This is a genomic window from Lacticaseibacillus mingshuiensis (assembly GCF_016861785.1).
Lineage (GTDB): Bacteria > Bacillota > Bacilli > Lactobacillales > Lactobacillaceae > Lacticaseibacillus > Lacticaseibacillus mingshuiensis.
Genome location: NZ_BOLS01000014.1, coordinates 49,036 through 73,658, shown reverse-complemented (window position 1 = coordinate 73,658; position 24,623 = coordinate 49,036). Strand labels below are relative to the sequence as shown.

The 24,623-nt window shown below is 53.8% G+C and carries 16 protein-coding genes and 8 tRNA genes; 23 read left to right on the top strand and 1 reads right to left on the bottom strand.

Annotated elements, in window-relative coordinates; translation table 11 throughout:
* The first annotated feature begins 81 nt into the window (after positions 1 to 81).
* The 12 genes from JUE67_RS09585 (at position 82) to rpoC (ending at position 11,617) form a co-directional block, all read left to right on the top strand.
* A tRNA-Val gene (locus tag JUE67_RS09585) sits at positions 82 to 154 on the top strand.
* A gap of 2 nt (positions 155 to 156) precedes the next feature.
* A tRNA-Lys gene (locus JUE67_RS09580) sits at positions 157 to 229 on the top strand.
* Positions 230 to 251: 22 nt separating this feature from the next.
* Positions 252 to 333: transfer RNA gene (locus JUE67_RS09575), tRNA-Leu, on the top strand.
* Between the two features lie 54 nt (positions 334 to 387).
* Positions 388 to 459: transfer RNA gene (locus JUE67_RS09570), tRNA-Gly, on the top strand.
* Between the two features lie 13 nt (positions 460 to 472).
* Positions 473 to 558: transfer RNA gene (locus JUE67_RS09565), tRNA-Leu, on the top strand.
* An 11-nt stretch (positions 559 to 569) separates the two neighbouring features.
* Positions 570 to 643, top strand: a tRNA-Arg gene (locus tag JUE67_RS09560).
* A gap of 43 nt (positions 644 to 686) precedes the next feature.
* A tRNA-Gly gene (locus JUE67_RS09555) sits at positions 687 to 758 on the top strand.
* A 5-nt stretch (positions 759 to 763) separates the two neighbouring features.
* Positions 764 to 837: transfer RNA gene (locus JUE67_RS09550), tRNA-Pro, on the top strand.
* Positions 838 to 957: 120 nt separating this feature from the next.
* The gene (locus JUE67_RS09545; protein WP_125695962.1) at positions 958 to 1,443 is read left to right on the top strand and encodes a CtsR family transcriptional regulator; all 486 of its coding nucleotides are present in this window, start codon (positions 958 to 960) and stop codon (positions 1,441 to 1,443) included.
* Positions 1,444 to 1,459: 16 nt separating this feature from the next.
* The gene (locus tag JUE67_RS09540) at positions 1,460 to 3,964 is read left to right on the top strand and encodes an ATP-dependent Clp protease ATP-binding subunit (RefSeq protein ID WP_203627918.1); all 2,505 of its coding nucleotides are present in this window, start codon (positions 1,460 to 1,462) and stop codon (positions 3,962 to 3,964) included.
* A 369-nt stretch (positions 3,965 to 4,333) separates the two neighbouring features.
* Complete coding sequence (gene rpoB / locus JUE67_RS09535) at positions 4,334 to 7,918, top strand: DNA-directed RNA polymerase subunit beta (protein ID WP_203627930.1); 3,585 nt, start codon at positions 4,334 to 4,336, stop codon at positions 7,916 to 7,918.
* Between the two features lie 15 nt (positions 7,919 to 7,933).
* Positions 7,934 to 11,617 carry a DNA-directed RNA polymerase subunit beta' gene (gene rpoC / locus JUE67_RS09530; RefSeq protein ID WP_203637134.1) on the top strand — a complete coding sequence of 1,228 codons (3,684 nt, stop codon included), beginning with the start codon at positions 7,934 to 7,936 and terminating at the stop codon, positions 11,615 to 11,617.
* A 66-nt stretch (positions 11,618 to 11,683) separates the two neighbouring features.
* Here the strand turns inward: rpoC and JUE67_RS09525 are convergent, their stop codons facing one another.
* Positions 11,684 to 12,181: a hypothetical protein gene (locus JUE67_RS09525; protein WP_203627934.1), complete on the bottom strand. Its 498-nt coding sequence runs from the start codon at positions 12,179 to 12,181 to the stop codon at positions 11,684 to 11,686.
* A gap of 172 nt (positions 12,182 to 12,353) precedes the next feature.
* On the opposite strand from JUE67_RS09525, the gene JUE67_RS09520 reads away from it, so the two are divergent.
* The 11 genes from JUE67_RS09520 (at position 12,354) to JUE67_RS09470 (ending at position 24,548) form a co-directional block, all read left to right on the top strand.
* Entirely contained in the window at positions 12,354 to 12,836 is a 483-nt protein-coding gene (locus JUE67_RS09520) for a GNAT family N-acetyltransferase (protein WP_203627936.1), read from the top strand.
* Positions 12,837 to 13,087: 251 nt separating this feature from the next.
* On the top strand, positions 13,088 to 13,507 hold the full coding sequence (rpsL, locus tag JUE67_RS09515; protein ID WP_125695956.1) for a 30S ribosomal protein S12: 420 nt from the start codon (positions 13,088 to 13,090) through the stop codon (positions 13,505 to 13,507).
* A gap of 51 nt (positions 13,508 to 13,558) precedes the next feature.
* Positions 13,559 to 14,029 (top strand): 30S ribosomal protein S7, encoded by a 471-nt coding sequence (gene rpsG / locus JUE67_RS09510; protein ID WP_125695955.1) that lies wholly within the window; start codon positions 13,559 to 13,561, stop codon positions 14,027 to 14,029.
* 120 nt (positions 14,030 to 14,149) lie between these two features.
* A complete protein-coding gene (gene fusA / locus JUE67_RS09505) occupies positions 14,150 to 16,240 on the top strand; it encodes an elongation factor G (protein WP_125695954.1) in 2,091 nt (696 codons plus the stop codon).
* Between the two features lie 343 nt (positions 16,241 to 16,583).
* Positions 16,584 to 18,152, top strand: coding sequence for a glycoside hydrolase family 5 protein (locus JUE67_RS09500; RefSeq protein WP_203627938.1), 1,569 nt, complete (start codon positions 16,584 to 16,586; stop codon positions 18,150 to 18,152).
* A gap of 88 nt (positions 18,153 to 18,240) precedes the next feature.
* On the top strand, positions 18,241 to 19,239 hold the full coding sequence (locus JUE67_RS09495) for a LacI family DNA-binding transcriptional regulator (RefSeq protein WP_203627941.1): 999 nt from the start codon (positions 18,241 to 18,243) through the stop codon (positions 19,237 to 19,239).
* A gap of 153 nt (positions 19,240 to 19,392) precedes the next feature.
* The gene (locus tag JUE67_RS09490) at positions 19,393 to 20,253 is read left to right on the top strand and encodes an ABC transporter permease (protein WP_225423102.1); all 861 of its coding nucleotides are present in this window, start codon (positions 19,393 to 19,395) and stop codon (positions 20,251 to 20,253) included.
* Between the two features lie 18 nt (positions 20,254 to 20,271).
* Entirely contained in the window at positions 20,272 to 21,174 is a 903-nt protein-coding gene (locus JUE67_RS09485; RefSeq protein WP_203628042.1) for a carbohydrate ABC transporter permease, read from the top strand.
* A gap of 190 nt (positions 21,175 to 21,364) precedes the next feature.
* The gene (locus JUE67_RS09480) at positions 21,365 to 22,879 is read left to right on the top strand and encodes a type 2 periplasmic-binding domain-containing protein (protein WP_225877942.1); all 1,515 of its coding nucleotides are present in this window, start codon (positions 21,365 to 21,367) and stop codon (positions 22,877 to 22,879) included.
* A 102-nt stretch (positions 22,880 to 22,981) separates the two neighbouring features.
* Positions 22,982 to 23,587: a DUF624 domain-containing protein gene (locus JUE67_RS09475; RefSeq protein WP_203627947.1), complete on the top strand. Its 606-nt coding sequence runs from the start codon at positions 22,982 to 22,984 to the stop codon at positions 23,585 to 23,587.
* Positions 23,588 to 23,606: 19 nt separating this feature from the next.
* Positions 23,607 to 24,548, top strand: coding sequence for an ROK family protein (locus JUE67_RS09470; RefSeq protein WP_125695948.1), 942 nt, complete (start codon positions 23,607 to 23,609; stop codon positions 24,546 to 24,548).
* The last annotated feature ends 75 nt before the right edge of the window (positions 24,549 to 24,623 follow it).

The window sequence follows — 24,623 nt, the reverse complement described above, 5'->3', positions numbered from 1 at the left end:
CGAACACAGAAGTTAAGCTTCTCTACGCCGAGAGTAGTTGGTGGGTAACTGCCTGCGAGGGTAGGAAGCCGCCGCGCAAATGGAGGATTAGCTCAGTTGGGAGAGCGTCTGCCTTACAAGCAGAGGGTCACAGGTTCGAGCCCTGTATCCTCCATCGAGCCGTTAGCTCAGTTGGTAGAGCATCTGACTTTTAATCAGAGGGTCGACAGTTCGAGCCTGTCACGGCTCATTTTTCCACTAGAAATAACGCCGCGGGTGTGGCGGAACTGGCAGACGCGCTAGATTTAGGTTCTAGTGGTTTATACCGTGGGGGTTCGAGTCCCTTCACCCGCATGCCAATCGGCTCAAGATTCATTGCGGCTTCGGCTGCGCCCGGCAATTCATTTTGCGGAAGTAGTTCAGTGGTAGAACATCACCTTGCCATGGTGGGGGTCGCGAGTTCGAATCTCGTCTTCCGCTTCGAACGTTATCTGCCGGGATGGCGAAATTGGTAGACGCACAGGACTTAAAATCCTGCGGTGAGTGATCATCGTGTCGGTTCGAACCCGACTCTCGGCATTTATATATTTGCACCCATAGCGCAATTGGATAGAGTGTCTGACTACGAATCAGAAGGTTGTAGGTTCGACTCCTACTGGGTGCATCGTCAAAGCTTTGCCTTGACCCTCGTGATAATTGAATAATATGCGGAAGTAGTTCAGTGGTAGAACATCACCTTGCCATGGTGGGGGTCGCGAGTTCGAATCTCGTCTTCCGCTTTTTTCGGGAAATAGCTCAGCTTGGTAGAGCACTACGTTCGGGACGTAGGGGTCGCAGGTTCGAATCCTGTTTTCCCGATCAAATTGATCGGCGTGAATAACGCCGGTTTTTTTGTACGCATTTTCACAGATTTGGCTTTCTCAATGGATGCTTGTATAATGAATGTCAAGATTAGTCAAAGTCAAAGGTGGGGTGCCAATGGAAAGCCGAAATATGTCTGATGTGATCGAACGGTATCTTAAAGCGATGCTGAGCGGTGCCCACCAGGTCGAGATCAGCCGCAGCGAGATCGCCCAGCAGTTTAATTGCGTGCCGTCTCAGATCAATTATGTGATCAAGACGCGTTTCACACCCGAAAACGGCTATGTTGTTGAGAGTAAACGTGGCGGCGGCGGGTATATTCGCATCCTAAGGGTCCAAGTGAAGGATAATTGTGACCTGGTGGATGTGATGATCGACAATATGCCTCAAGCGCTTCGACCACGCCAAGCACAAGTGATGATCCAGCAACTCTACGATTCACAATTGGTGGGGCAACAGGCTGGCAATATGATGCTCAATGTGTTGAGTCACCAGACGCTGGATCTGGATGACCGCCTCGCAGAAGATACATTGCGTGCACGGTTATTGCTTGCTTTTCTTCAGAGTTTGCGGTATGAAAGATACACACAAAGACAGCTATGAACGAAGGAGTGTGCTTATGGACAATCTGTTTACGCCAAGTGCAACAAATGTCTTAATGATTGCACAGCAACAAGCTCAATATTTCCATCATCATGCGGTCGGTACGGAACACCTGTTGATGGCTTTGGTTAGAGAGCCGGATGGTATTGCTGGCAAGACCCTGCGTCAGCTCGGTATCACAGAAGATGATGTCCACGATGAGATCGAGCGGTTCACGGGTTATGGTACCCTGGATACGTCAGCGAAACAATCGGATAGCTACCTGCCATATTCGCCAAAGGGCAAAGAGATCTTAAGTTTTGCCGGTGACGAGGCAAAACGCCTTGGCGCCCTGAAGATCGGGACGGAGCATATTTTGCTTGGCCTGCTACGCGACGACGATATTTTGGCAGCGCGCATTCTTCAGAATTTGGACCTCACTTTGTCGAAGACGCGTCAGTTGGTACTCAAGAAGATGGGCATCAGCGATGCTGCCGCGAAACGTCGGCCGTCTGGACCACGTGCCGCAAATGGTGCGCGCCCAGCGAGTCAGGGGACGCCAACGCTGGACGGATTGGCCCGGGATCTGACGCAATTGGCCCGCGAAAACAAAATGGATCCGGTGGTCGGCCGGGACAAAGAAGTCCGTCGGCTGATCCAGATCTTGGCGCGCCGGACGAAGAACAACCCTGTTCTGATCGGCGAGCCAGGCGTCGGTAAAACGGCGATCGCGGAAGGCTTTGCCGAAAAGATCGTCGCAGGTGAAGTGCCTGATGAAATGAAGGTCAAACGCCTGATGATGCTCGACATGGGGTCATTAGTCGCTGGTACGAAATATCGCGGTGAGTTCGAGGACCGGTTGAAGAAGATCATTGATGAGATCTATCAAGATGGCAACGTCATTTTGTTCATTGATGAGTTGCATACGCTGATCGGTGCTGGCGGGGCTGAAGGCGCGATCGATGCCAGCAATATTTTGAAGCCGGCTTTGGCACGTGGTGAATTGCAACTGATCGGGGCCACGACCTTGGACGAATATCAAAAATATATCGAAAAGGATGCGGCGCTTGAACGGCGTTTTGCAACGATCACCGTCAATGAGCCGACGCCTGAAGAGGCAGAGGAGATCTTGCGCGGGTTACGCGGACGCTATGAGGCACATCATGGGGTGACCATCACAGACGATGCGCTGCACGAGGCTGTTGTGCTCTCTGCCCGGTACATCAGCAATCGTTTCTTGCCGGATAAGGCGATCGATCTGATCGATGAAAGTGCGGCGAAAGTCCGGCTCGACGAATCCGACAAGCCGACGAAAATCGACAAGCTGCAGACGCAACTGCGTGATCTGGCGGCGGCCAAGGAAGATGCAATCGTGCATCAGGACTTTGAATCCGCGGCGGAACTTCGCCAAAAGGAACAGAAGCTCCGCGACAAATTGGCTGATGCACCGGATGCTGTTGATGAAAGCGGCGTGCGATCGGATGTCAAAGTCGAACCTGAAGATGTGGCGGAGGTCGTGTCTCAGTGGACCGGCGTGCCTGTGACCCAGTTGGCCAAAAAGGAAAGTGAACGGCTGGTCAATCTGGAAAAAGTTCTCCACGAACGGGTGGTTGGCCAGGACGAGGCCGTTTCGGCAGTCGCCCGGGCCATTCGCCGGGCACGCAGCGGGCTCAAAGACCCAACGCGGCCAATCGGGTCCTTCATGTTCCTCGGACCGACCGGGGTCGGGAAGACCGAGCTCGCGAAAGCGTTGGCCGAGGCGATGTTCGGCTCTGAAGACGCGATGATTCGCGTGGACATGTCCGAGTATATGGAGAAGTTTTCCACGAGTCGGCTGATCGGTGCGGCGCCAGGCTATGTTGGCTACGACGAAGGCGGTCAGCTGACGGAAAAGGTGCGCAACAAACCGTATTCCGTTGTGCTACTTGACGAGGTGGAAAAGGCGCATCCGGACGTCTTCAACATTCTGCTTCAGGTTCTCGATGACGGGTTCCTGACCGATTCAAAAGGGCGCCGGGTCGATTTTCGCAATACGATCTTGATCATGACCTCCAACATTGGTGCGACGGCCCTGCGCGATGATAAGAGCGTCGGGTTTGGCGTCAAGACCGAGACGCAGGACTTCAAGGCGATGCAGTCACGGATGCTCGAAGAGTTGAAAAAGGCGTTCCGGCCGGAATTTCTCAACCGAATCGACGAAACCGTCGTCTTCCACAGCTTGAACCGTGAGGAGCTGCATGAGATCGTCAAGATCATGACGAAAAATGTGTTGCGGCGGCTGGACGACCAGGAGATTCGCGTCAAGGTCACACCGAGTGGCATCGATGCGATCGCCAAAGCTGGTTTTGATCCAGAGTACGGGGCACGGCCGATTCGCCGGGCGCTGCAACGCGACGTGGAAGATCAGCTCAGTGAACTGCTGCTGACGGGTCGTGTCAAAGCCGGTGACACGGTGACCATCGGCGCAACGAAGGGCAAACTGACCTTCAACGTGAAGGAAGCTGAACCTCAGCCCGAACCGAAAACACCAGTGAAGGCTTAATGAGGATAACAGACGCGATCCAGCTAGACGGGTCGCGCCTGTTTTTATTAGGCTTGCGTTGCTTGGCTGTGACCGAGGCTTAAGGACCAGGCGCCGTGACACATCTTCTTTTTCAAACTACTTGACAGTCCCCGGTCTACAAGTGTATAGTCGAACTAATCGCATTTCGGTTTGGACAGCAGTCGCGGCGATCTATTGTCCGTTGCGGCGCACAGGAAACGTAAAAGTAGCAGAAGGGAAGACCAACTTCTACTTTTCGTTTTTTTTTGCTCAAAATGTCCTTCCAGCTGACTTTGTAACGTAAATTTAACATTGTTTGCAATTTACATGGTCAGTCGGTGCCGGAAAATTCTATAAGGGGTGAACAATTTGGTAGGACACTTAGTCAACTACGGTAAGCACCGCACCCGCCGCTCCTATTCCCGTATCAAAGAAGTTCTAGATCTGCCGAACCTGATCGAGATTCAATCCAACTCTTATCAGTGGTTTCTCGACGAAGGGCTCAAGGAAATGTTCGACGACATCATGCCGATCGAAGATTTTCAAGGCAATTTGTCTTTGGAGTACGTCGATTATCAGCTGCTGGAGCCAAAGTACACGGTCGAAGAAGCGCGCCAGCACGACGCGAACTACTCCGCACCGCTGCACGTCACACTGCGCTTGACCAACCACGAAACGGGTGAGATCAAGAGTCAGGACGTGTTCTTTGGCGACTTCCCGCTGATGACCAAGCAGGGGACCTTCATCATTAATGGTGCCGAACGTGTCATCGTTTCTCAGTTGGTCCGCTCGCCTGGCGTCTATTACAACAGCGAAACAGACAAAAACTCTCGCGTCACCTATGGCACGACTGTCATCCCGAACCGCGGTGCCTGGCTTGAATATGAAACAGACGCCAAGGACATCGCCTATGTCCGCATCGACCGGACGCGGAAACTGCCGCTGACCGAATTGATTCGCGCCCTCGGCTTTGGCGCTGATCAGGACATTATCAATATGTTCGGCGACAACGACAGCTTAATGCTGACGATGGAAAAAGATGTTCATAAGGAAGAAAGCGATACGCGCACCGACGAAGCGCTCAAGGATATCTACGAGCGGCTACGTCCAGGCGAGCCAAAGACTGCGGATTCTTCCCGGTCTTTGCTGTACGCTCGCTTCTTTGATCCAAAGCGTTATGACCTGGCTTCCGTTGGTCGCTACAAGGTCAATAAGAAGCTTAGTTTGAAGACACGCCTGCTGGGTCAGACACTTGCCGAGACTTTGGCAGATCCTGATACCGGTGAAGTGATCGTTCAAAAAGGCACTAAGGTTGATCGCCATGTGATGGATACCCTGGGTGAGTATTTGGATCGCGAAGACTTCAAGACGGTCACCTACCAGCCGGAAGATGGCGGTGTGGTCACCGATCCGATGACTATTCAGGCAATCAAAGTTTACAGCCAGGTCAATCCGGAGCATGAGCTTACCTTGATCGGCAACGGCCATATCGACAAGAAGGTCAAACATTTGACTCCGGCCGACATCATCGCGTCTATGAACTACTTCCTGAACCTTCAGGAAGGATTGGGTTCCACGGATGATATCGACCATTTGGGCAACCGTCGCATCCGTTCTGTTGGTGAACTCCTGCAGAACCAATTCCGCATCGGGCTGTCCCGGATGGAGCGTGTCGTTCGCGAACGCATGTCGATTCAAGATTCCATGACCGTGACCCCACAGCAATTGATCAACATTCGGCCAGTCGTGGCCTCCATCAAGGAATTTTTCGGCAGTTCTCAGCTGTCCCAGTTCATGGACCAGACCAACCCGCTTGGTGAGTTGACCCATAAGCGGCGCCTGTCTGCCCTTGGCCCTGGTGGCTTGACCCGTGATCGTGCGGGTTATGAAGTCCGTGATGTGCATTACACTCATTACGGCCGCATGTGCCCGATCGAGACCCCAGAAGGCCCGAACATCGGCTTGATCAACAGTTTGGCCTCTTACGCGGTCGTCAACCCGTATGGCTTTATCGAGACCCCGTACCGTCGTGTGTCATGGGCGGATCACAAGGTCACCGATAAGATCGACTATTTGACTGCCGATGAAGAGGATAACTATGTTGTCGCTCAGGCGAACACCCCGCTGAACGACGATGGCTCTTTTGCAACCGACGATATCCTGGCCCGTTCGAAGGATGATAACATCGAGACGACGGCTGACCATGTCGATTATATGGACGTATCGCCAAAACAGGTTGTTGCCGTTGCGACGGCCTGCATTCCTTTCTTGGAAAACGATGACTCCAACCGTGCCTTGATGGGTGCGAACATGCAGCGTCAGGCGGTGCCGTTGGTCGACCCACATGCGCCACTGGTTGCCACTGGCATGGAGTACAAGGCTGCCCATGACTCCGGGATCGCGGTGCTTGCAGAGCACCCCGGGACCGTTGAGTACGTGGATGCCAAAACGATTCGTGTGCGCCGCGATGATGGTGCGCTGGACAAGTACAACTTAATGAAGTTCCGCCGCAGTAATGCGGGTAAGAACTACAACCAGCGGCCAATCGTTCGCCTTGGCGATAAGGTCGACACCGATGAGATCGTTGCGGATGGACCGGCGATGGATAATGGCGAATTGGCATTGGGGCAAAACCCGATCATCGCCTTCATGACCTGGAACATGTACAACTACGAAGACGCGATCGTCCTTTCGGAGCGTCTAGTCAAAGAGGATGTCTATACCTCGATTCATATTGAAGAGTATGAATCAGAAGCCCGTGACACGAAGCTCGGCCCTGAAGAGATCACCCGCGAGATTCCTAACGTCGGTGAAGATGCTCTGAAGGACCTCGATGAATTCGGGATCGTGCGTGTCGGGGCGGAAGTACGCGACGGCGATATTCTTGTCGGCAAGGTGACGCCAAAGGGTGTGACTGAGCTGTCTGCCGAAGAGCGTCTCCTGCACGCGATCTTTGGTGAAAAAGCGCGTGAAGTCCGCGACACCTCGCTGCGTGTTCCTCATGGCGGCGGCGGCATCATTCAAAACGTCCGTATTTTCACCCGTGAAGCCGGCGACGAGCTGTCTCCTGGTGTCAATATGATGGTTCGTGTTTACATCACGCAGAAGCGGAAGATCCAGGTTGGCGATAAGATGGCCGGCCGTCATGGGAACAAAGGGACGGTCTCCGTCGTTGTGCCAGAAGAGGATATGCCGTATCTGCCAGACGGGACCCCAGTCGACATTCTGCTGTCTCCAATGGGTGTGCCAAGTCGTATGAACATTGGCCAAGTCTTGGATCTGCATTTAGGCATGGCGGCTCGCAACTTGGGTATCCATGTGGCGACACCGGTCTTCGATGGCGCCAACGATGATGATATTTGGGCGACCATGAAGGAAGCCGGCATGGCCAGTGATGGCAAGTCGATTCTTTATGATGGCCGGACCGGTGAGCCTTTTGAAAACCGGATCTCTGTCGGCGTCATGTACTACATGAAGCTCGCGCATATGGTCGATGACAAACTCCATGCTCGTTCGATCGGACCTTACTCTTTGGTCACTCAGCAACCACTGGGCGGCAAGGCGCAGTTTGGTGGTCAGCGTTTCGGGGAAATGGAAGTTTGGGCGCTGGAAGCTTATGGTGCTGCCTACACCCTGCAAGAAATTTTGACCTATAAGTCCGATGACGTGGTGGGTCGTGTCAAGACCTACGAAGCGATCGTCAAGGGCGAGCCGATTCCAAAGCCAGGCGTTCCGGAATCCTTCCGTGTGTTGGTCAAGGAATTGCAGTCCCTTGGGCTCGATATGAAAGTCTTGGATCAAAACAAGGAAGAGATCGAGTTGCGTGACATGGACGACGATGAAGACGATGTGGTCTCTGTGGATGCTTTGGCCAAGTTTGCTGCCGAACAGGAAGTAAAGAAGGCCCAAGAAGCTGCCACGACCGCAACGGATGCATCTGACGACAAGAAATAATAGGAGGTCAGCCTTTTGATCGATGTCAATAAATTTGAAAGCATGCAGATCGGCTTAGCCTCGCCTGACAAGATCCGCAGCTGGTCCTATGGGGAAGTCAAAAAGCCCGAGACGATCAACTACCGGACCCTCAAGCCTGAGCGCGATGGCTTATTCGATGAGCGTATTTTCGGGCCGACCAAGGACTGGGAATGTGCATGCGGCAAGTACAAGCGGATCCGCTATAAGGGAATCGTTTGCGACCGATGCGGCGTTGAGGTGACGCGTTCGAAGGTCCGCCGTGAGCGGATGGGCCATATCGAACTTGCTGCCCCGGTTTCCCACATCTGGTATTTCAAGGGCATCCCGAGTCGCATGGGCCTTGTGCTCGACATGTCTCCGCGCGCGCTTGAAGAAGTGATCTACTTCGCGTCCTACGTGGTGATCGACCCAGGTGATACTGGTCTTGAAAAGAAGCAGCTGCTTACTGAGCGTGAATATCGCGATAAACGCGATGAATACGGTCAGCGTTTCCAAGCCAAAATGGGTGCGGAAGCGGTCAAGGAACTGTTGCAACAAGTTGAATTGCCAAAAGAAGTCGCTGAACTCAAAGAGGATCTGAAGTCTGCCCAAGGGCAAAAGCGGACCCGTGCGATTCGCCGGCTGGACATTTTGGATGCCTTCCTTGAGTCTGGCAATGACCCGGCATGGATGATCATGGACACGATTCCAGTCATTCCGCCTGATCTGCGGCCGATGGTTCAATTGGAAGGGGGCCGTTTTGCGACCTCTGACCTAAACGATCTGTACCGTCGTGTGATCAACCGTAACAACCGTTTGAAGCGTTTGCTTGATCTGAATGCACCGAACATCATCGTGCAGAACGAAAAGCGGATGTTGCAGGAAGCTGTTGACGCTTTGATCGATAACGGGCGTCGTGGCCGTCCTGTTACTGGCCCGGGGAACCGACCACTGAAGTCCTTGAGCCACATGCTCAAAGGGAAGCAGGGCCGCTTCCGTCAGAACCTGCTGGGCAAGCGTGTCGACTATTCCGGCCGTTCCGTTATCGATGTTGGCCCAACGCTGAAGTTCTATCAATGCGGCTTGCCGCGTTCGATGGCGCTTGAGCTCTTCAAGCCATTTGTGATGCGTGAACTCGTTCACCGCGAAATGGCCTCGAACATCAAGAACGCCCGGCGTAAGATCGACCGTGAAGACGATGACATCTGGGATGTTCTTGAAGATGTGATCAAGGAACGTCCAGTGCTGCTAAACCGCGCGCCTACCTTGCACCGGCTCGGGATTCAGGCGTTTGAGCCGGTCCTGGTCGATGGCAAATCCATCCGTCTTCATCCACTGGTCTGCGAAGCTTATAACGCTGACTTTGATGGGGACCAGATGGCGGTCCACGTGCCACTTTCTGATGAAGCCCAGGCTGAAGCCCGCCTGCTGATGTTGGCGGCGCACCACATCCTTGCCCCTCGTGATGGGAAACCGATCGTAACGCCTTCTCAGGACGTTGTGCTGGGTAACTATTACCTGACCATGGAGCAAAAGGGTCGCGAAGGCGAAGGCATGATCTTCAAGGACAAGGATGAGGTGCTGATGGCACTTCAAAATGGGGTCGTGCATCTGCACAGCCGTATCGGCCTTGCCGTTGACTCCATGCCGACCAAGCCATTCACTGATGAACAGCGGCACCAAGTCATGATCACCAGTGTCGGCAAAGTGATCTTTAACGAGATCATGCCGGAAGACTTCCCGTATTTGAACGAACCGACGAAGGAAAATATCACAGATGGCGTCGATAGCCGTTTCTTTATCGCACCAGGTGAAGACATTCATCAATTCTTGATGGATGCCCCGATCGTCACGCCGTTTAAGAAGGGCTTCCTGTCTGACATCATTGCGGAAGTCTTCAAGGACTATAAAGTGCAGCGGACGTCTGATCTGCTGGATGACATGAAGACCTTGGGCTACACCCAGGCAACGAACTCCGGCATCACAGTCGGGATCGCTGACGTGCCAAACTTGCCTGAAAAAGGGAAGATCGTTGATGAGGCGCATAAGAAGGTCGCGACGGTCTCCAAACAGTTCCGTCGTGGGCTGATCACAGACGATGAGCGTCATGACCGGGTCATCTCGATCTGGAACGACGCCAAGGATGAGATTCAGCAGGCGCTGATCGACGCCTTCGACCCGAACAACCCAATCTCCATGATGAGTGATTCCGGGGCCCGTGGGAACATTTCAAACTTTACGCAGCTTGCCGGGATGCGTGGTCTGATGGCCGCGCCAAACGGTGGGATGATGGAAGTCCCTGTTTTGTCCAACTTCCGTGAAGGCCTGTCTGTCATGGAAATGTTCATGTCGACTCACGGGGCGCGTAAAGGGATGACCGATACCGCCTTGAAGACCGCTGACTCGGGTTACCTGACCCGGCGTCTGGTCGATGTTGCACAGGATGTCATTGTCCGCGAAGAGGACTGTGGCACCGACCGTGGGCTGACTGTCACCGCGATTCGCGAAGGCAACGAAATGATCGAGCCACTGTACGACCGTCTTGTTGGCCGCTACACGCTCAAGTCTGTTGCAAATCCTGAAACAGGCGAGATCATTGCGGGCAAAGGCGTACTTTTGGACGAAGACCTCGCGCAAAAGATCGTTGATGCCGGCGTTGATACCGTCGAGATTCGCTCCGTCTTCACCTGCAACACGAAACATGGTGTTTGCCAGAAGTGCTACGGCCGCAACCTTGCGACCGGCGAGCAGGTCGAAGTTGGTGAAGCGGTTGGGACCGTTGCCGCGCAATCCATCGGCGAACCTGGTACCCAGCTGACCATGCGTAACTTCCATACTGGTGGTGTTGCCGGTGGCGAAGATATTACCCAAGGGCTGCCTCGTATCCAGGAAATCTTTGAAGCCCGTAATCCAAAGGGGCTCGCGGTTATCTCTGAGGTCGAAGGTGAAGTCACCGCGATCGATGAAAATCCAGCCGAGCATACCCGCGAGATCACGGTCACAGGTGAGATCGACACGCGCAGTTACTCCGTGCCATATGCCTCATCTGTTGCAGTCGCAGAAGGCGATCACGTCATTCGCGGCGGCCGTCTGACTGGCGGCTCCATTGATCCAAAACAGTTGATCAAGGTGCGCGATGTCTTGAGTACGGAAAATTATCTGCTCTCTGAAGTGCAGAAAGTTTACCGTATGCAGGGTGTTGAGATCGCCGACAAGCATGTTGAGGTCATGGTGCGTCAGATGCTGCGGAAGATCCGTGTCATGGATCCAGGCGACACCGACATTCTGCCAGGCACATTGCTTGATGTCAGCGAGTTCACCGAGCGCAACAAGAACACGCTGGTTTCCGGCGGCATCCCAGCCACGGGCCGCGCGGTCTTGCTCGGGATCACCAAGGCGTCTCTTGAGACCAACAGTTTCTTGTCCGCCGCTTCCTTCCAGGAAACGACACGTGTCCTCACCGATGCGTCAATTCGCGGGAAGAACGATCCGCTTGTTGGGCTGAAGGAAAATGTCATCATCGGGAAGATCATTCCGGCAGGGACCGGGATGGCGACCTACCGTCATATGGAACCAAAGACGGTCGGCCAGTCAGTTAACGGGGTCTATTCGATCAACGCGCTGACCAAGAAGATGGCCACTGAAGATGCAGCAAACGCTGCGGATGGCAGTGCCCCGACGCAAGATTCTGAAGATTAAGCAGGCGATATGCAGGCGCTGCATCCAGAAATGGGTGCAGCGCCTGTTTTTTTAGTCAGTGGGGCGCTACACCCACATCACCAGTAGCCCCCATGCCAGCGCCATGGCGGGGATGAAGGGAGTCTCCCGGTCGTGCGCAAGGCGGCTTTGAACTAGGCCAAATGTACAGGCGATCAATAGCCACCAGGCAAAAATTAGCGGCGGCCAGCCCGTCGCGACCACGGCCAAAATCACGGTGTCGGCGCTGCCGAGCCAGCCACAGATCGTGAGAAACAGAAATCCACCTGCAATCAGCCACCAGGTCGGCGTCACCAGTGCGCGCCATTGCCAGGCCAGCATGCCCATCGCCCAGCTGTCGAGCCACCAGGCCGCCACACTGCCGCGGCGCGCGTCGGCCAGCGCGGCATGGCTGAGGCCGGTCCATATCGCTAGGCCCCAGAGGTCGAGCCACGGCAGCGGGAGAAACAGAACTGCCCCCAACCAGCGCCAATGCTGCTTGTGCCACAGCGCGCGGCCATGTATGCCGAGCGTGATCGCAAGGATGATTTTTGCCAGAAAAAGCATGTCGCACCTCCACTTTGACTTTCCACTTGGTTCTTCCAAAAGATTTCGCAAACGGCTGGCCATGCGAAATGGGGCGCCTGACAGTGGCCGACGATCGCGGCCCCGGTGTTTTGCGGTCCATCGTTGCGTCCGCCTCGCGCAACGCGTATCCTGATCAGGGAGGAATTTATTGATGCTCACTTTTGAACCAATCACTCAGGAATACCAGTTGCAGCAAGCCCTGACTGTGTATCAAGCCAATCAAGCTTATTTTGACCTGACCCAGGAAGTGCCGACTGCTAGCAGCGTGCGCCGCGATCTGGCGACGCGGCCGGATGGTATTTCCGCGACCCGCAAGCTGTTTGCGCTGATTCGCGAAGGCAAAGAGGTACGCGGTGTGCTCGATATTTTGCACGGGTATCCCGACGCCAAGACTGATTACATCGGCCTGCTTCTGATTGCCGAACATCATCAGGGGTGGGGCACCAAGGTCGTGCAGCAATTGGTGGCTGACGCCCAAAAACGTGGCGTGCAGGTCTTGACCCTGGCGGTGCTCGTAAACAACCCAAACGCCCGAGGCTTTTGGCAGGCGATGGCTTTTACGGCATTTGGGGATGCCACCGCCCAGATCAACGGCCGCCCGTTTGCCGTGCAGCTGATGCGGCGTGAGCTATAGCCGCGCCCAAGCGCCCTGCAGCCGGTGAAAAACGGGCCGCCACCGCGAATTTTCGCCGCGCGACCTTGACACGTTGGGGCAGGGATAGTACACTATCAAATGTGCGTTTTCCAGTTTGTCCGGGCCGTTGGTCTGTGAACTGGTGAATTGCCAGTTCATTGCCTGCGCGGCCGTTTTTTTATAACAAAAAATGAACCGCCTGGATGTGTGGACTTACAGCATTACCAAAATCAGGAAGGAGGAACCTTAGAATGCCTACCATTAACCAATTGGTGCGTCAAGGTCGTAAATCTAAAGTTACCAAGTCAGATTCTCCTGCGTTGAACTTCGGTTACAACAGCATGAAGAAGTCTCTGACCAACAATCCAGCTCCGCAAAAGCGTGGGGTGGCCACTCGTGTCGGGACAATGACCCCGAAGAAGCCTAACTCCGCTTTGCGTAAGTATGCTCGTGTACGTCTGTCTAACTTGATCGAAGTGACGGCTTACATCCCGGGCATCGGCCATAATCTGCAGGAACATAGTGTTGTTCTGATCCGTGGCGGCCGTGTAAAGGATTTGCCTGGTGTTCGTTACCATATCATCCGTGGGACGCTTGATACTGCCGGTGTTGACGGCCGTATGCAGGGCCGCTCGAAGTATGGTGCCAAGAAGCCAAAGAGCAAGAAGTAATTCGATCATTTTCGCAATTGCGAAAACAAAAGTTAAGAGGAGGCAAACAGCATGCCACGTAAAGGCAGTGTTTCAAAGCGCGACGTCTTACCTGATCCAGTGTACAATTCCAAGCTGGTGACCCGCCTGATCAACCACTTGATGATCGACGGCAAGCGCGGTAAGGCACAGACCATTCTGTATGATGCGTTTGATATCATTAAAAAAGATTCCGGCAACGAGCCGCTTGATGTTTTTGAACAAGCGATGAAGAACGTGATGCCGGTCCTTGAAGTTAAAGCTCGCCGTATCGGCGGTTCTAACTATCAGGTCCCGATCGAAGTGCGGCCAGACCGCCGGACGACCCTCGGCCTTCGTTGGATCGTGCAATATTCCCGTCAGCGTGGGGAGCATACCATGGACGAACGCCTTGCGCGTGAGATCATGGATGCCGCTAACAACACCGGCGCTGCGGTCAAAAAACGTGAAGACACGCATAAGATGGCTGATGCCAACCGTGCGTTCGCTCACTATCGTTGGTAAGATGCTTTTGGCTATTATATCCGCACCTTGGCATATAGTAGCCAATTGTTTTATCCTGCCACATAATTTCAGTAAACCGAACCAATCAGAAATGAAAACAGAGAGGAGTTAACTTTTCACATGGCCAACAAGCGAGAATTCTCACTCGACCGGACCCGCAACATTGGGATCATGGCCCATATCGATGCTGGTAAGACCACGACGACCGAACGTATTTTGTACTACACCGGTAAGATTCATAAGATCGGCGAAACTCATGATGGGGCTTCGCAGATGGACTGGATGGCCCAGGAAGTAGAACGTGGGATCACCATTACCAGTGCTGCGACCACGGCCTTCTGGAAGGATCACCGAATCAACATCATCGATACCCCAGGACACGTGGACTTCACGATCGAAGTTGAACGTTCCCTGCGTGTCTTGGATGGTGCGATCACCGTTTTGGATGCCCAGTCCGGTGTTGAACCGCAGACTGAAAATGTTTGGCGTCAGGCCACCACGTACGGCGTTCCGCGGCTTGTTTTCGCAAACAAGATGGATAAGATCGGCGCGGACTTCCAGTACTCTGTCCAGACCCTTCACGATCGCCTGGGTGCCAACGCCCATGCCGTTCAGCTGCCGATCGGTGCCGAAGATAACTTCAAAGGCGTCATCGACCTGATCGAAATGAAGGCCGACCTGTACGACGAAGATGCACTCGGGACCGAGTGGGATGTTGTCGATATTCCAGACGACTACAAGGAAGCAGCTGAAAAGGCTCATAACGAGCTGATCGAAGCCGTTGCCGATGTTGACGATGGCATCATGGACAAGTACCTCGAAGGCGAAGAGATCTCCAAGAACGAGATCAAGGCTGCGATTCGTAAGGCGACCTTGAACCTCGACTTCTACCCAGTGCTTGCGGGCTCCGCCTTCAAGAACAAGGGTGTGCAGATGTTGCTTGACGCCGTCATCGACTACCTGCCATCCCCACTGGATGTTCGCCCATACAACGCGACGGATCCTGACACTGGTGACAAAGTTGAACTGCGCGCCGGCGACGACCAGAGCTTTGCGGCCCTGGCATTCAAGATCGCCACGGACCCGTTTGTTGGTCGTTTGACCTACATCCGTGTTTACAGTGGGACTTTGGAAGCGGGCTCGTATGTCCTGAACGCCTCCAAGAACAACCGTGAACGTGTCGGTCGTTTGCTGCAGATGCACAGTAATCACCGTGAAGAGATTCCAGAAGTCTTCTCCGGGGATATTGCTGCGGCGATCGGGCTGAAAAACACCACCACTGGTGATTCTCTGACCGATGTTGATCATCCGCTGATTCTTGAATCCCTTGAGATTCCGGAACCAGTTATCCAGGTCTCCATCGAGCCTGATTCAAAGGAAGATCGTGACAAGCTGGATGTTGCGCTTCAAAAGCTTTCTGAAGAGGACCCAACCTTTAAGGCTGAGACCAACCCAGAAACTGGTGAAACGCTGATCGCCGGCATGGGCGAGCTCCATTTGGACATCATGGTCGATCGAATGAAGCGTGAATTTAAGGTTGCCGCGAAGATCGGCGAGCCGCAAGTTGCGTATCGTGAGACCTTCACCAAGCAGGCTTCCGCAGAAGGGCGCTTCGTTCGCCAGTCTGGTGGTAAAGGTCAGTATGGTGATGTTTGGGTCGAATTCACCCCGAACGACGAAGGCAAGGGCTTCGAATTTGAAGACGCCATTGTCGGTGGTGTGGTTCCGCGTGAATACATCCCAGCTGTTGAACAGGGCCTGAAGGAAGCTATGGAAAATGGTGTCCTGGCTGGCTACCCATTGATCGACGTGAAGGCAAAACTCTATGATGGGTCTTACCATGAAGTCGATTCATCGGAAGCAGCCTTCAAGGTTGCGGCTTCTCTTGCCTTGCGCAATGCGTCTAAGGCTGCCGGTGCGGTGATTCTTGAACCGATCATGCACGTTGAAGTCGTTGCTCCTGAAGAATACTTCGGTGATATCATGGGCCAGATCACTGCACGTCGCGGCCGTGTCGAAGGCATGGAAGCGCGTGGCAATGCCCAGCTCGTCAACTCTCAGGTGCCGCTGGCTGAAATGTTCGGTTACGCGACGACGCTTCGTTCTGCCACGCAGGGTCGTGGGACGTTTACCATGACGTTCGACCACTACGAGGCCGTGCCGAAGAGCATCCAGGAAGAGATCATCAAGAAGAACGGCGGTCAGGCGTAAGCCGAGCTGCTGGACAAGCCTCGTCTCAGTGCAAGCTGAGACGGGGCTTTTTCTTTGCCATAAAAAGGCGTTTCGGGCCGATATTCCTCACGCATCCGAGGAGGCTCCGCCGATGTGCCCACCATCGAGTTACCAGCCGGCCAGACAATTTCTTTTTGGCAGTTGACGACGGCTCTGCGCACCGCGCTAAGAGCGTGATACGGCGCGCTTTCCGTCTATTTTCCATGGTGTCTCAGACGATCAATGTCGTGCAACCGGTTGCAAAAATCGTTTTTATTTTAGCTGTAATCGGTTATACTCTTCCTTGACAGCAGGGAACACCTGCGAGAAAGGGGAAGAATAGATGGGAAACACTGTTCAGGGCTTTTTGCGAAGGCAAGGACAAGATGTTGTCAATGATGCAGGCCCAGTGATTCTGCAAGGATGGGGTATTGGCAACTGGCTGCTTCCGGAAGGCTACATGTGGGAGTCACAAGGCGCACACAACTTCGACCGCCCGCGGCGTATTGAGGCGCGCGTCGCAGAGCTGCTTGGGCCGGAAAAAGCCGCCGCGTTTTGGCCACGTTTTCGCCAGGTCTTTTTCACCCAGGCGGATGTGCAATATATCAAAGATCAAGGCTACAACAGCATTCGGCTGCCCTTTGATGCCGCACTATTTCTTGAAGAAGGGCCTGGTTGCCACTTCAAAGAAGCTGGCTTTCAGTACCTCGAGGATGTGGTGCGCTGGTGCCGGGCGGCGGATCTGTATGTGATCTTCGACATGCATGCCGCGCCAGGCGGGCAGACTGGGGCAAACATCGACAACGCGGTGGCCGAGATTCCGCGGCTATTTGTGGATCAGGACCAATTCGATAAGGGCGTCGCATTATGGGCGGAGATCGCCCGGCGGTTCAAGGATGACCCGGTTGTTGGCGGGTATGATCTGCTGAATGAGCCGATTCGCCCCGCAACTGGCACGCTGGTCGACTATGATCGCCTGCTGCCGCGGTTGGCCGCGTTTTACGAGACCACGATCACGGCCGTTCGCCAGGTGGACCAAGCCCATTTATTCAGTCTGGAAGGCCATCACTGGGCCTCTGACCCGCGCGTTTTCACCCATGTCTTTGACGAGAACATGGTCATCCATTTCCATCGTTACGGTGGCTATCCAGAAAAGGCACAATTCACGCCGTGGCTTGAATTGCGCGACCGTCTGAACGTGCCGCTGTGGCTTGGCGAAACAGGGGAAAATAAGCCGCAATGGTACAGCGCGCTGACACAATTTTGCACGGATGCCAACATCGGGTATTGCTTCTGGCCATATAAAAAAATGGGTAAGCGCAACGGCAGCGTGACCGTCAAAACGCCGGCTGGCTGGGACGCGATCATTGCCTATGTCAAAGGTGGCGTGCATCCCGGTTACGCTGAGGCCGCGGCGACATTTGAACAGCTCCTATTGAACATGGCGCTGGTCAACTGCGAGCGTAATCCGGACGTGGATGCGGCTGTCTTGCGGACGGCTGGCATGACGCTACGGGCGACTGATTTTCGCGATGCCGATTGCCAGGGGGCGAATGCGCCGAAGAACTTCGATGGCTACCGAACGACGACGCCGATGACCGTCGCCGCGATCGCCGAGCCGCAGCCTTCTAATTTTGGCTTCGACAGCCACTGGGACCGCTTCGTCCTGACACTGACCCCTGGCGAATCCGTGACCTACCTGACGCCGGCACACAAGGCACCATGGCAGCTAACGATCGCCTTACATGAGGCAAAAGATGCCGTGCTCACCGCCCAGCTCAATGGGGAGACCGTCACTTTTGCCGTCAGCGGCACTACCGCAACGGCCACCATGCCCGCAAATTCAGCGGATGAAGTGCTGACGATCGCCGTCAACGCAGGGGAAGCGAGCTTGCTCACCGTGACTTTTTAAAAAAGTTTCGTGAAAGCGCTTGCCAAAGCAAACGGCCCGTGGTATCTTAAGAATATAAATAAAAACGTTTTTATGTGTGGTGACTGTCGTGAAGAAAAAAACCATCAAAGACGTGGCTGAATTGGCCAACGTCTCGATCTCAACCGTGTCCAATGCCTTGAATGGCGTGAACGTGGTGACTCCGGAAACCAAGCAGCGCGTGCTCAAAGCGGCCGCAGAACTGAATTATGTGCCAAACCTCATGGGCAAGCAGCTGCGCTCCGGGGAGACGAAGATGCTCGGCTTCTTCACAGACAGTGTGTCCGGTCCTTATTTCTATGTATTGGTCGAGGCGATCTCGCGGGCCGTTGCCAAACTTGGCTATGGCATGCAGGTCATTGTGCCAAGCGACCACAAAACGTTGATGAACAACATCTTAGGCAATGTCGTCGATGGGGCGATCATCTTTGAACACATGATCAACGATGACGACATCCAGCAGATCCTGATGCATTCGGTTCCGACCGTGTTGCTGGACCGACCGGCACATGGGCCTAAGATGAGCAGCTTTATCTTCAACTCTCAGGCGGAAGGGTATGAAGCGACAAAGTACCTCCTCAACCTCGGTCATCGGCGCCTCGGCTTCCTGGCCGGCTACGAGAACAACCACGATAGCCATTTGCGTTACGCAGGGTTCAAGCAGGCCATCGAAGAGGCAGGTCTCAACAGCGATGAGATGCCCGTTTTGTCTGGGTTGTTTGAAGAGGAGGCGTCCTACAACGCGGTGAAGTCCTACTTGCATTATGCGGATGAACCCGCGACCGCATTTCTCGCCGGGAATGACCTGTCCGCCATTGGGGCGATGAAGGCGATCGTCAGCTTGGGGTATAAAGTGGCAGAAGATTTCTCAGTCATGGGGTTTGATGACATCGAGATCTCACAGTATTTCCGGCCTGCCTTGACCACAGTCCGCAACCCGATCGCGCGTCAAGGCATCCTGGCGGTCGACGAACTGCTGGCAATGATCAATGGCCGCGTCGGTGGCACGGAACAAGTGTTGGATGGCGAGCTTGTGATTCGCGACTCAACCGGCTTTGCAAAACGTTAGGCGAAATTTTTTAGGCTTTAAAATAAAAACGTTTTTATGCTACTAAAAGGGGTGTTTCTGGTGGAAACAAGGGAGAAAGTCGTTAAACCAGGGCTCGGTGAGAAGACGAAGCGGTGGTTCCGCGGATTTGGCAAGCAGTGGCAGCTGCAGTCCATGATCCTGCCGGGTGTCATCTTCATGATCATCTTCAATTTCATTCCGATCTATGGTCTGTCTTTAGCGTTCAAGCAATACTCCGTCACCGATACAATCGGCGGCGCGCAGTGGATCGGCCTGGATAACTTCAAGGCGATCATGGCCGACAAGTATTTCTGGGAAAGCGTTTGGAACACGGTCGGCATCTCGGCAATCAAGCTGACGGTCGAATTCTTCTTACCGATCATCTTGGCCGTCATGATCTATGAGATTCCGTGGGCGCCGTTCAAGAAGATCGTGCAGACGTTCACCTATCTGCCGCATTTTCTGTCCTGGATCATCTTGGGCGGGATGTTGATCAACTGGCTGTCCACCAACGGCCTGATCAACGAGGTGCTCAAGTTCATCGGCATCAACGCACACGGCAACTACCTGCTGGATGCGGGGAAATACTGGAACATCGCGGCTTGGTCGGATGTCTGGAAGGAAGCCGGCTGGGGGACAATCTTGTATCTCGCCACCATGGCTGGCATTGATCCGACGTATTACGAGGCGGCCGAAATGGATGGTGCCTCCAAGATTCGTCAGATCTGGAGCATCACCATTCCCGAGATCACCAACATTATCGCGTTGAACCTGATCTTGTCTGTTTCCGGGCTGTTCAACTCGAACCTGGATCAGACCTTGGTCTTGATGAACTCGCAGAACCAGCCAAAAGCGGAAGTTATCAATTCCTATGTTTATCGCGTTGGGCTGACGCAGGGGGATTTCTCCTATGCGACAGCTGTTGGCCTCGGGGTGTCGATCATCTCCGTCATTTTGTTGATCATTACCAACACAGCGACGAAGAAACTCAACGACAACCAGTCGGTCTTGTAAGGAGGGTGCAGCATGGAAATGACAAGCAAAAAAGCAGCACCAAAGCAGAGCCGCGTCAAACATGGTTCGCGCACCTTCAACATCATCAACGCGACGATTCTCTTGATCTTCACTGTGATCATCATTGTCCCGATGTGGAACATCTTGATCTCCTCATTTGCGACATCCGATGCGCTGAGCAACGGGAATTTCATCTTCTGGCCGAAGTCCCTGTCGCTTGATAATTACCGCGCGGTTTTCCAAGATTCCGGTATTTGGCAGTCGTTTTTCATCTCTGTTTTGAAAACGGCGGTCGGCGTCGTTGCACATACCTTGTTCTGTGCGATCGTCGCGTATCCACTGTCGAAGCGGTACCTCAAAGGTCGCAAGTTATACTCGGCCATGGGCATCGTGACGATGTTCTTCTCCGGTGGGATGATCCCGACTTACTTATTGATCAAGTCCTTGGGGCTGCTTGACAGCTTCTGGGTCTACATCATTCCCGCCCTGTTTTCCTATTACGATGTGGTCATCTTGATGAACTTCTTCCGCCAGGTGCCAGAGTCGCTGGAAGAATCAGCTCGGATCGACGGTGCGTCTGATTGGCGCGTGTTCTTCTCGATCATCTTGCCACTGTCCAAACCATCGCTTGCCACGATTGCCTTGTTCCATGGCGTGTGGCAGTGGAACGACTTCATGACGACAAAGCTTTATGTCACCAATGAAAGCCTGTATCCACTTCAGATGCGTCTGTACAACCTCATCGTTCAATCACAAGCGGCATCAACCACAGGCCTAAAAGCCGCCGTCGCGATCAATACAACTTCAAGGGGGGTGCAGCTTGCGACAATCATGATCACGATCGTTCCTATTTTGATCTTGTATCCATTCGTTCAACGTTACTTTGTCAGCGGTACGATGTTAGGGGCTGTCAAAGAGTGATAAGCGCTGGCTCATGTCAGTGGCAGATGCGTTAGAGAACTCATTATTGGAGTTAAGGGAGATGTTTTTAATGAAGTTGAATTGGCACAAGAAGCTAGCAGGATTAGGGGTAGTCGCTCTAGCGGCCGTTGCGCTCACAGCATGTGGCGGCGGCTCTTCAAACTCGTCTTCATCGAAAGGCAGCACGAACATGCCGAAAGCGCCATATAAGGTGCCAACTGCAAGCACGCCTGCCTGGAAAAAAGACACGCGTAAGAACCAAAAGTTGACCTGGTATGTGAACGCGGATTGGTGGAACAAGTCATTCGGCAAGGATATGGTCACCAAGCAGATCAAAAAGGATCTGAACGTGGACATCAAGTTCGTGACCGGGGATGACACCAAACTCAACACCTACTTTGCTTCTGGCAGCATGCCGGATCTGATCACGATCTTTGATCCGAACTCAAAAGTGGCACGGACGGCCAACCAGTGGGCGTATTCCCTGCAGGACCTGTCCAAGGCTTATGACCCGGCCTTCATGAAGGATGCCGCCAAGGATACCTTGAACTGGTACAAGCTCAGCGATGGCAAGACTTATGGCTATCCGAGTTACTCCAACACGGCCGCCGATTACAAGTCTGGCGATATCGCACCGCGTGATGCGTTTGTCATTCGCAAAGACGTGCTGGCAGCCATTGGCGATCAGGACTTCACCACTCCTGAAGGCTTCGTCAAGGGGATGCAAGCCATCAAGGAGAAGTTCCCGAAGCTCATTCCATTTGGCTTCAACGATTTTTCCGGGGCCAACAGCTCGCTGGAAAACGTTGTCCAGGATATGCTCGGTGTGCCGATCACCAAAGACGGCAAGTTCTATGACCGCGATCTGGATCCAGACTACTTGAAGTGGCTCGAAGCCTTCCGTGAAGTCCACGCTGATGGCAACATCTCCGATGACTCCTTCACTGATGACTCCAACGCCTTCAACGAAAAGATCAACGCTGGTAAGTACGCGACGATGATGCTTGGCTCCGATGTTAACCACGGGACCAACCTGCAGACCTGGATGTCCAAGGATAAGAACAAAGCCTATGAAGCGATCGAAGGGATCAGCTCCACTGAAGGCCGCGAACGGACTTTGAGCCAGGCCGGCATCTCCGGTTTCACGATCACCTATGTTTCCAACAAGACCAAGAACCCATCCAAGGCCACCCAAGTGCTCGAATATCTGTTGAGCAAGAAGGGTCAGATGTTGACGAACTACGGGATCGAGGGTGACACTTATACCCAGGATGCCAATGGCGAAGTCAAGTGGACGGCCAAGGCTGCCAAGGTTCAGTCTGAAGATGCCTCTGCTTGGCAGAACCAGTACCGCATTGGTGAGTTCTTCCTGATGAGCCATGATAAGTGGAAGGCATTGAACAAGGATTCCTATGTTCAGGCTGTTTGGCAGATGCAAAAGTGGGGTCAAAAGTATCTGACACCGCAGTTTGACATCGAAAACATTGCCCCGGATCCTGGGACCCAAGAGTCTCGTGCTTACTCCGCGATTCAGACGAACTGGAGCACGACCATGGTCTCCTTGATTCGTGCCAAGGATAAGGCCGAATTTGATAGTGTCCTGAACAAGTACAAGCAATTCCAGAAGGACAACAACATCGACCAGATCAACAAGACACGTAACGAGAAGATCAAAGAGAACCAGAAGAAGTTAGGCGAAAACTGATCTTTGTGACACAAGAGGCTGTGACGGCAACATGGTCATGGCCTTTTGTTGTGAAAGACGGCCTTCAATACTGCGCCAAGTCACCAGAAAGGAGCGCCTCCGATGAAACAACTATTTTCAACAGATAGCCGGCTTTACAAGATTCTCAACACCGGCACGATTCTGCTCGAGCTCAACTTGCTGGTGCTGCTGGGCAGCTTGCCACTGGTCACAGTTGGCGCAAGTCTGACCGCGATGTACACCGTGTTGTTCAAATTACGCAGTCATGAACTCGGCGGCTTGTGGACGACTTTTTGGCAGGCGTATCGCCAGGAGTGGAAAAAAACGATCGGGTTATGGCTGCTACTGGCGGCCAGCCTCGCCGCATTGTTTTTAGCCATCTGGTGGATCGCGGTGCAGGTGAAGGCCAGCATCCTGGTCATGGTGCCACTGCTGCTGGTGTTAGCCATGATCTTGCTGATGAGCGGGTATCTTTTTCCCTTGTCGGCGAGATATGAAGCCGGCATTGGTCAGACGCTGAAAAATGCGTTCACGTTGAGCCTTCAAAACGTGATCGAGTCGATCGTGATCTTCATGCTCACGGTGATCATCACGATCTATGTGCCGATCTTTCAGTGGAAATTGCTGTTTCTCTGGGTCTTCTTCGGTTTTTCGCTGACTGGGTACCTGCAGTGCGCGATGCTGGAGCGTGTCTTTGCGCAGTATTAAACAGAAATGGATGGTAAGTATGAGTAAATATGTAAGCTTTGATATCGGCGGGACGACCGTCAAATATGCGATCGTCGATGACGAAGGGACCATCACAGACAAGGCCGCCTTCGACACCGATCAGCATGACGCCGAGGCGATGATCGACAAACTCGTGGCAGTGGTCACCCAGTTTCGCGGCCAAGCCGACATTGCCGGCATCGGCATCTCCGCGCCTGGCATCGTCCGCCGTGATGGGTTCATGGTCACCGGTGGCGCGATTCAAGCATTCAACGCCTTTCCGCTGGCAGCGACCCTTGAATCCGCGACGGGCCTTCCTGTCACGGTGGAAAATGATGCCAATGCGGCCGCCATTGCGGAGCAGTGGCTGGGCAATGCCCAAAATGTCGACGATTATCTGACCATTGTCCTGGGCACAGGCGTCGGCGGTGGCATCATCATCAATGGGGATGTCTACCGCGGTGCACATGGCATGGCCGGCGAGTTTGGCTGGAACATCACGCATGACATCGATCTAACTTTGCCGCTTGAGGCGCAGTCGATCAATCAGCGCGGGGCGGTTCAGGCGGGCCTGGTGCGGCGCTATAACTTGGCCTGCCAGCAGGTCAATGCAGATGCCGAGCTGATCGGTGATGCACGCGTGATCCTAGACCGCGCTTGGAACGGCGACACGCTCGCCGAACGGATCGTCAATGAGTTCAAGCAGGATGTCACCATCATGCTGTTGAACCTGTTTGCCGATTTCGATCCAGAATTGATTTTGATTGGTGGCGGCATCTCTGCCAACGACCGCTTCATGAAGGAGCTCCAGGCCACGATCAACGAGTACCTGGCTCGCCACGAAAGCCTTGATCGCATCAAAGACACCGCGCTGGGTCGCGTGAAGACCGCCAAGCTACGCAATGATGCGGGGCTGATCGGCGCGGCTTACGGCATCCGCCGCAAATTACAACAACCCTGACCCTCTGACTGCGGCTCCCTAACCGCAGTCACTACCATCCGTTTACGGTACGCAAAAGCCCGTCAGCACGCGATC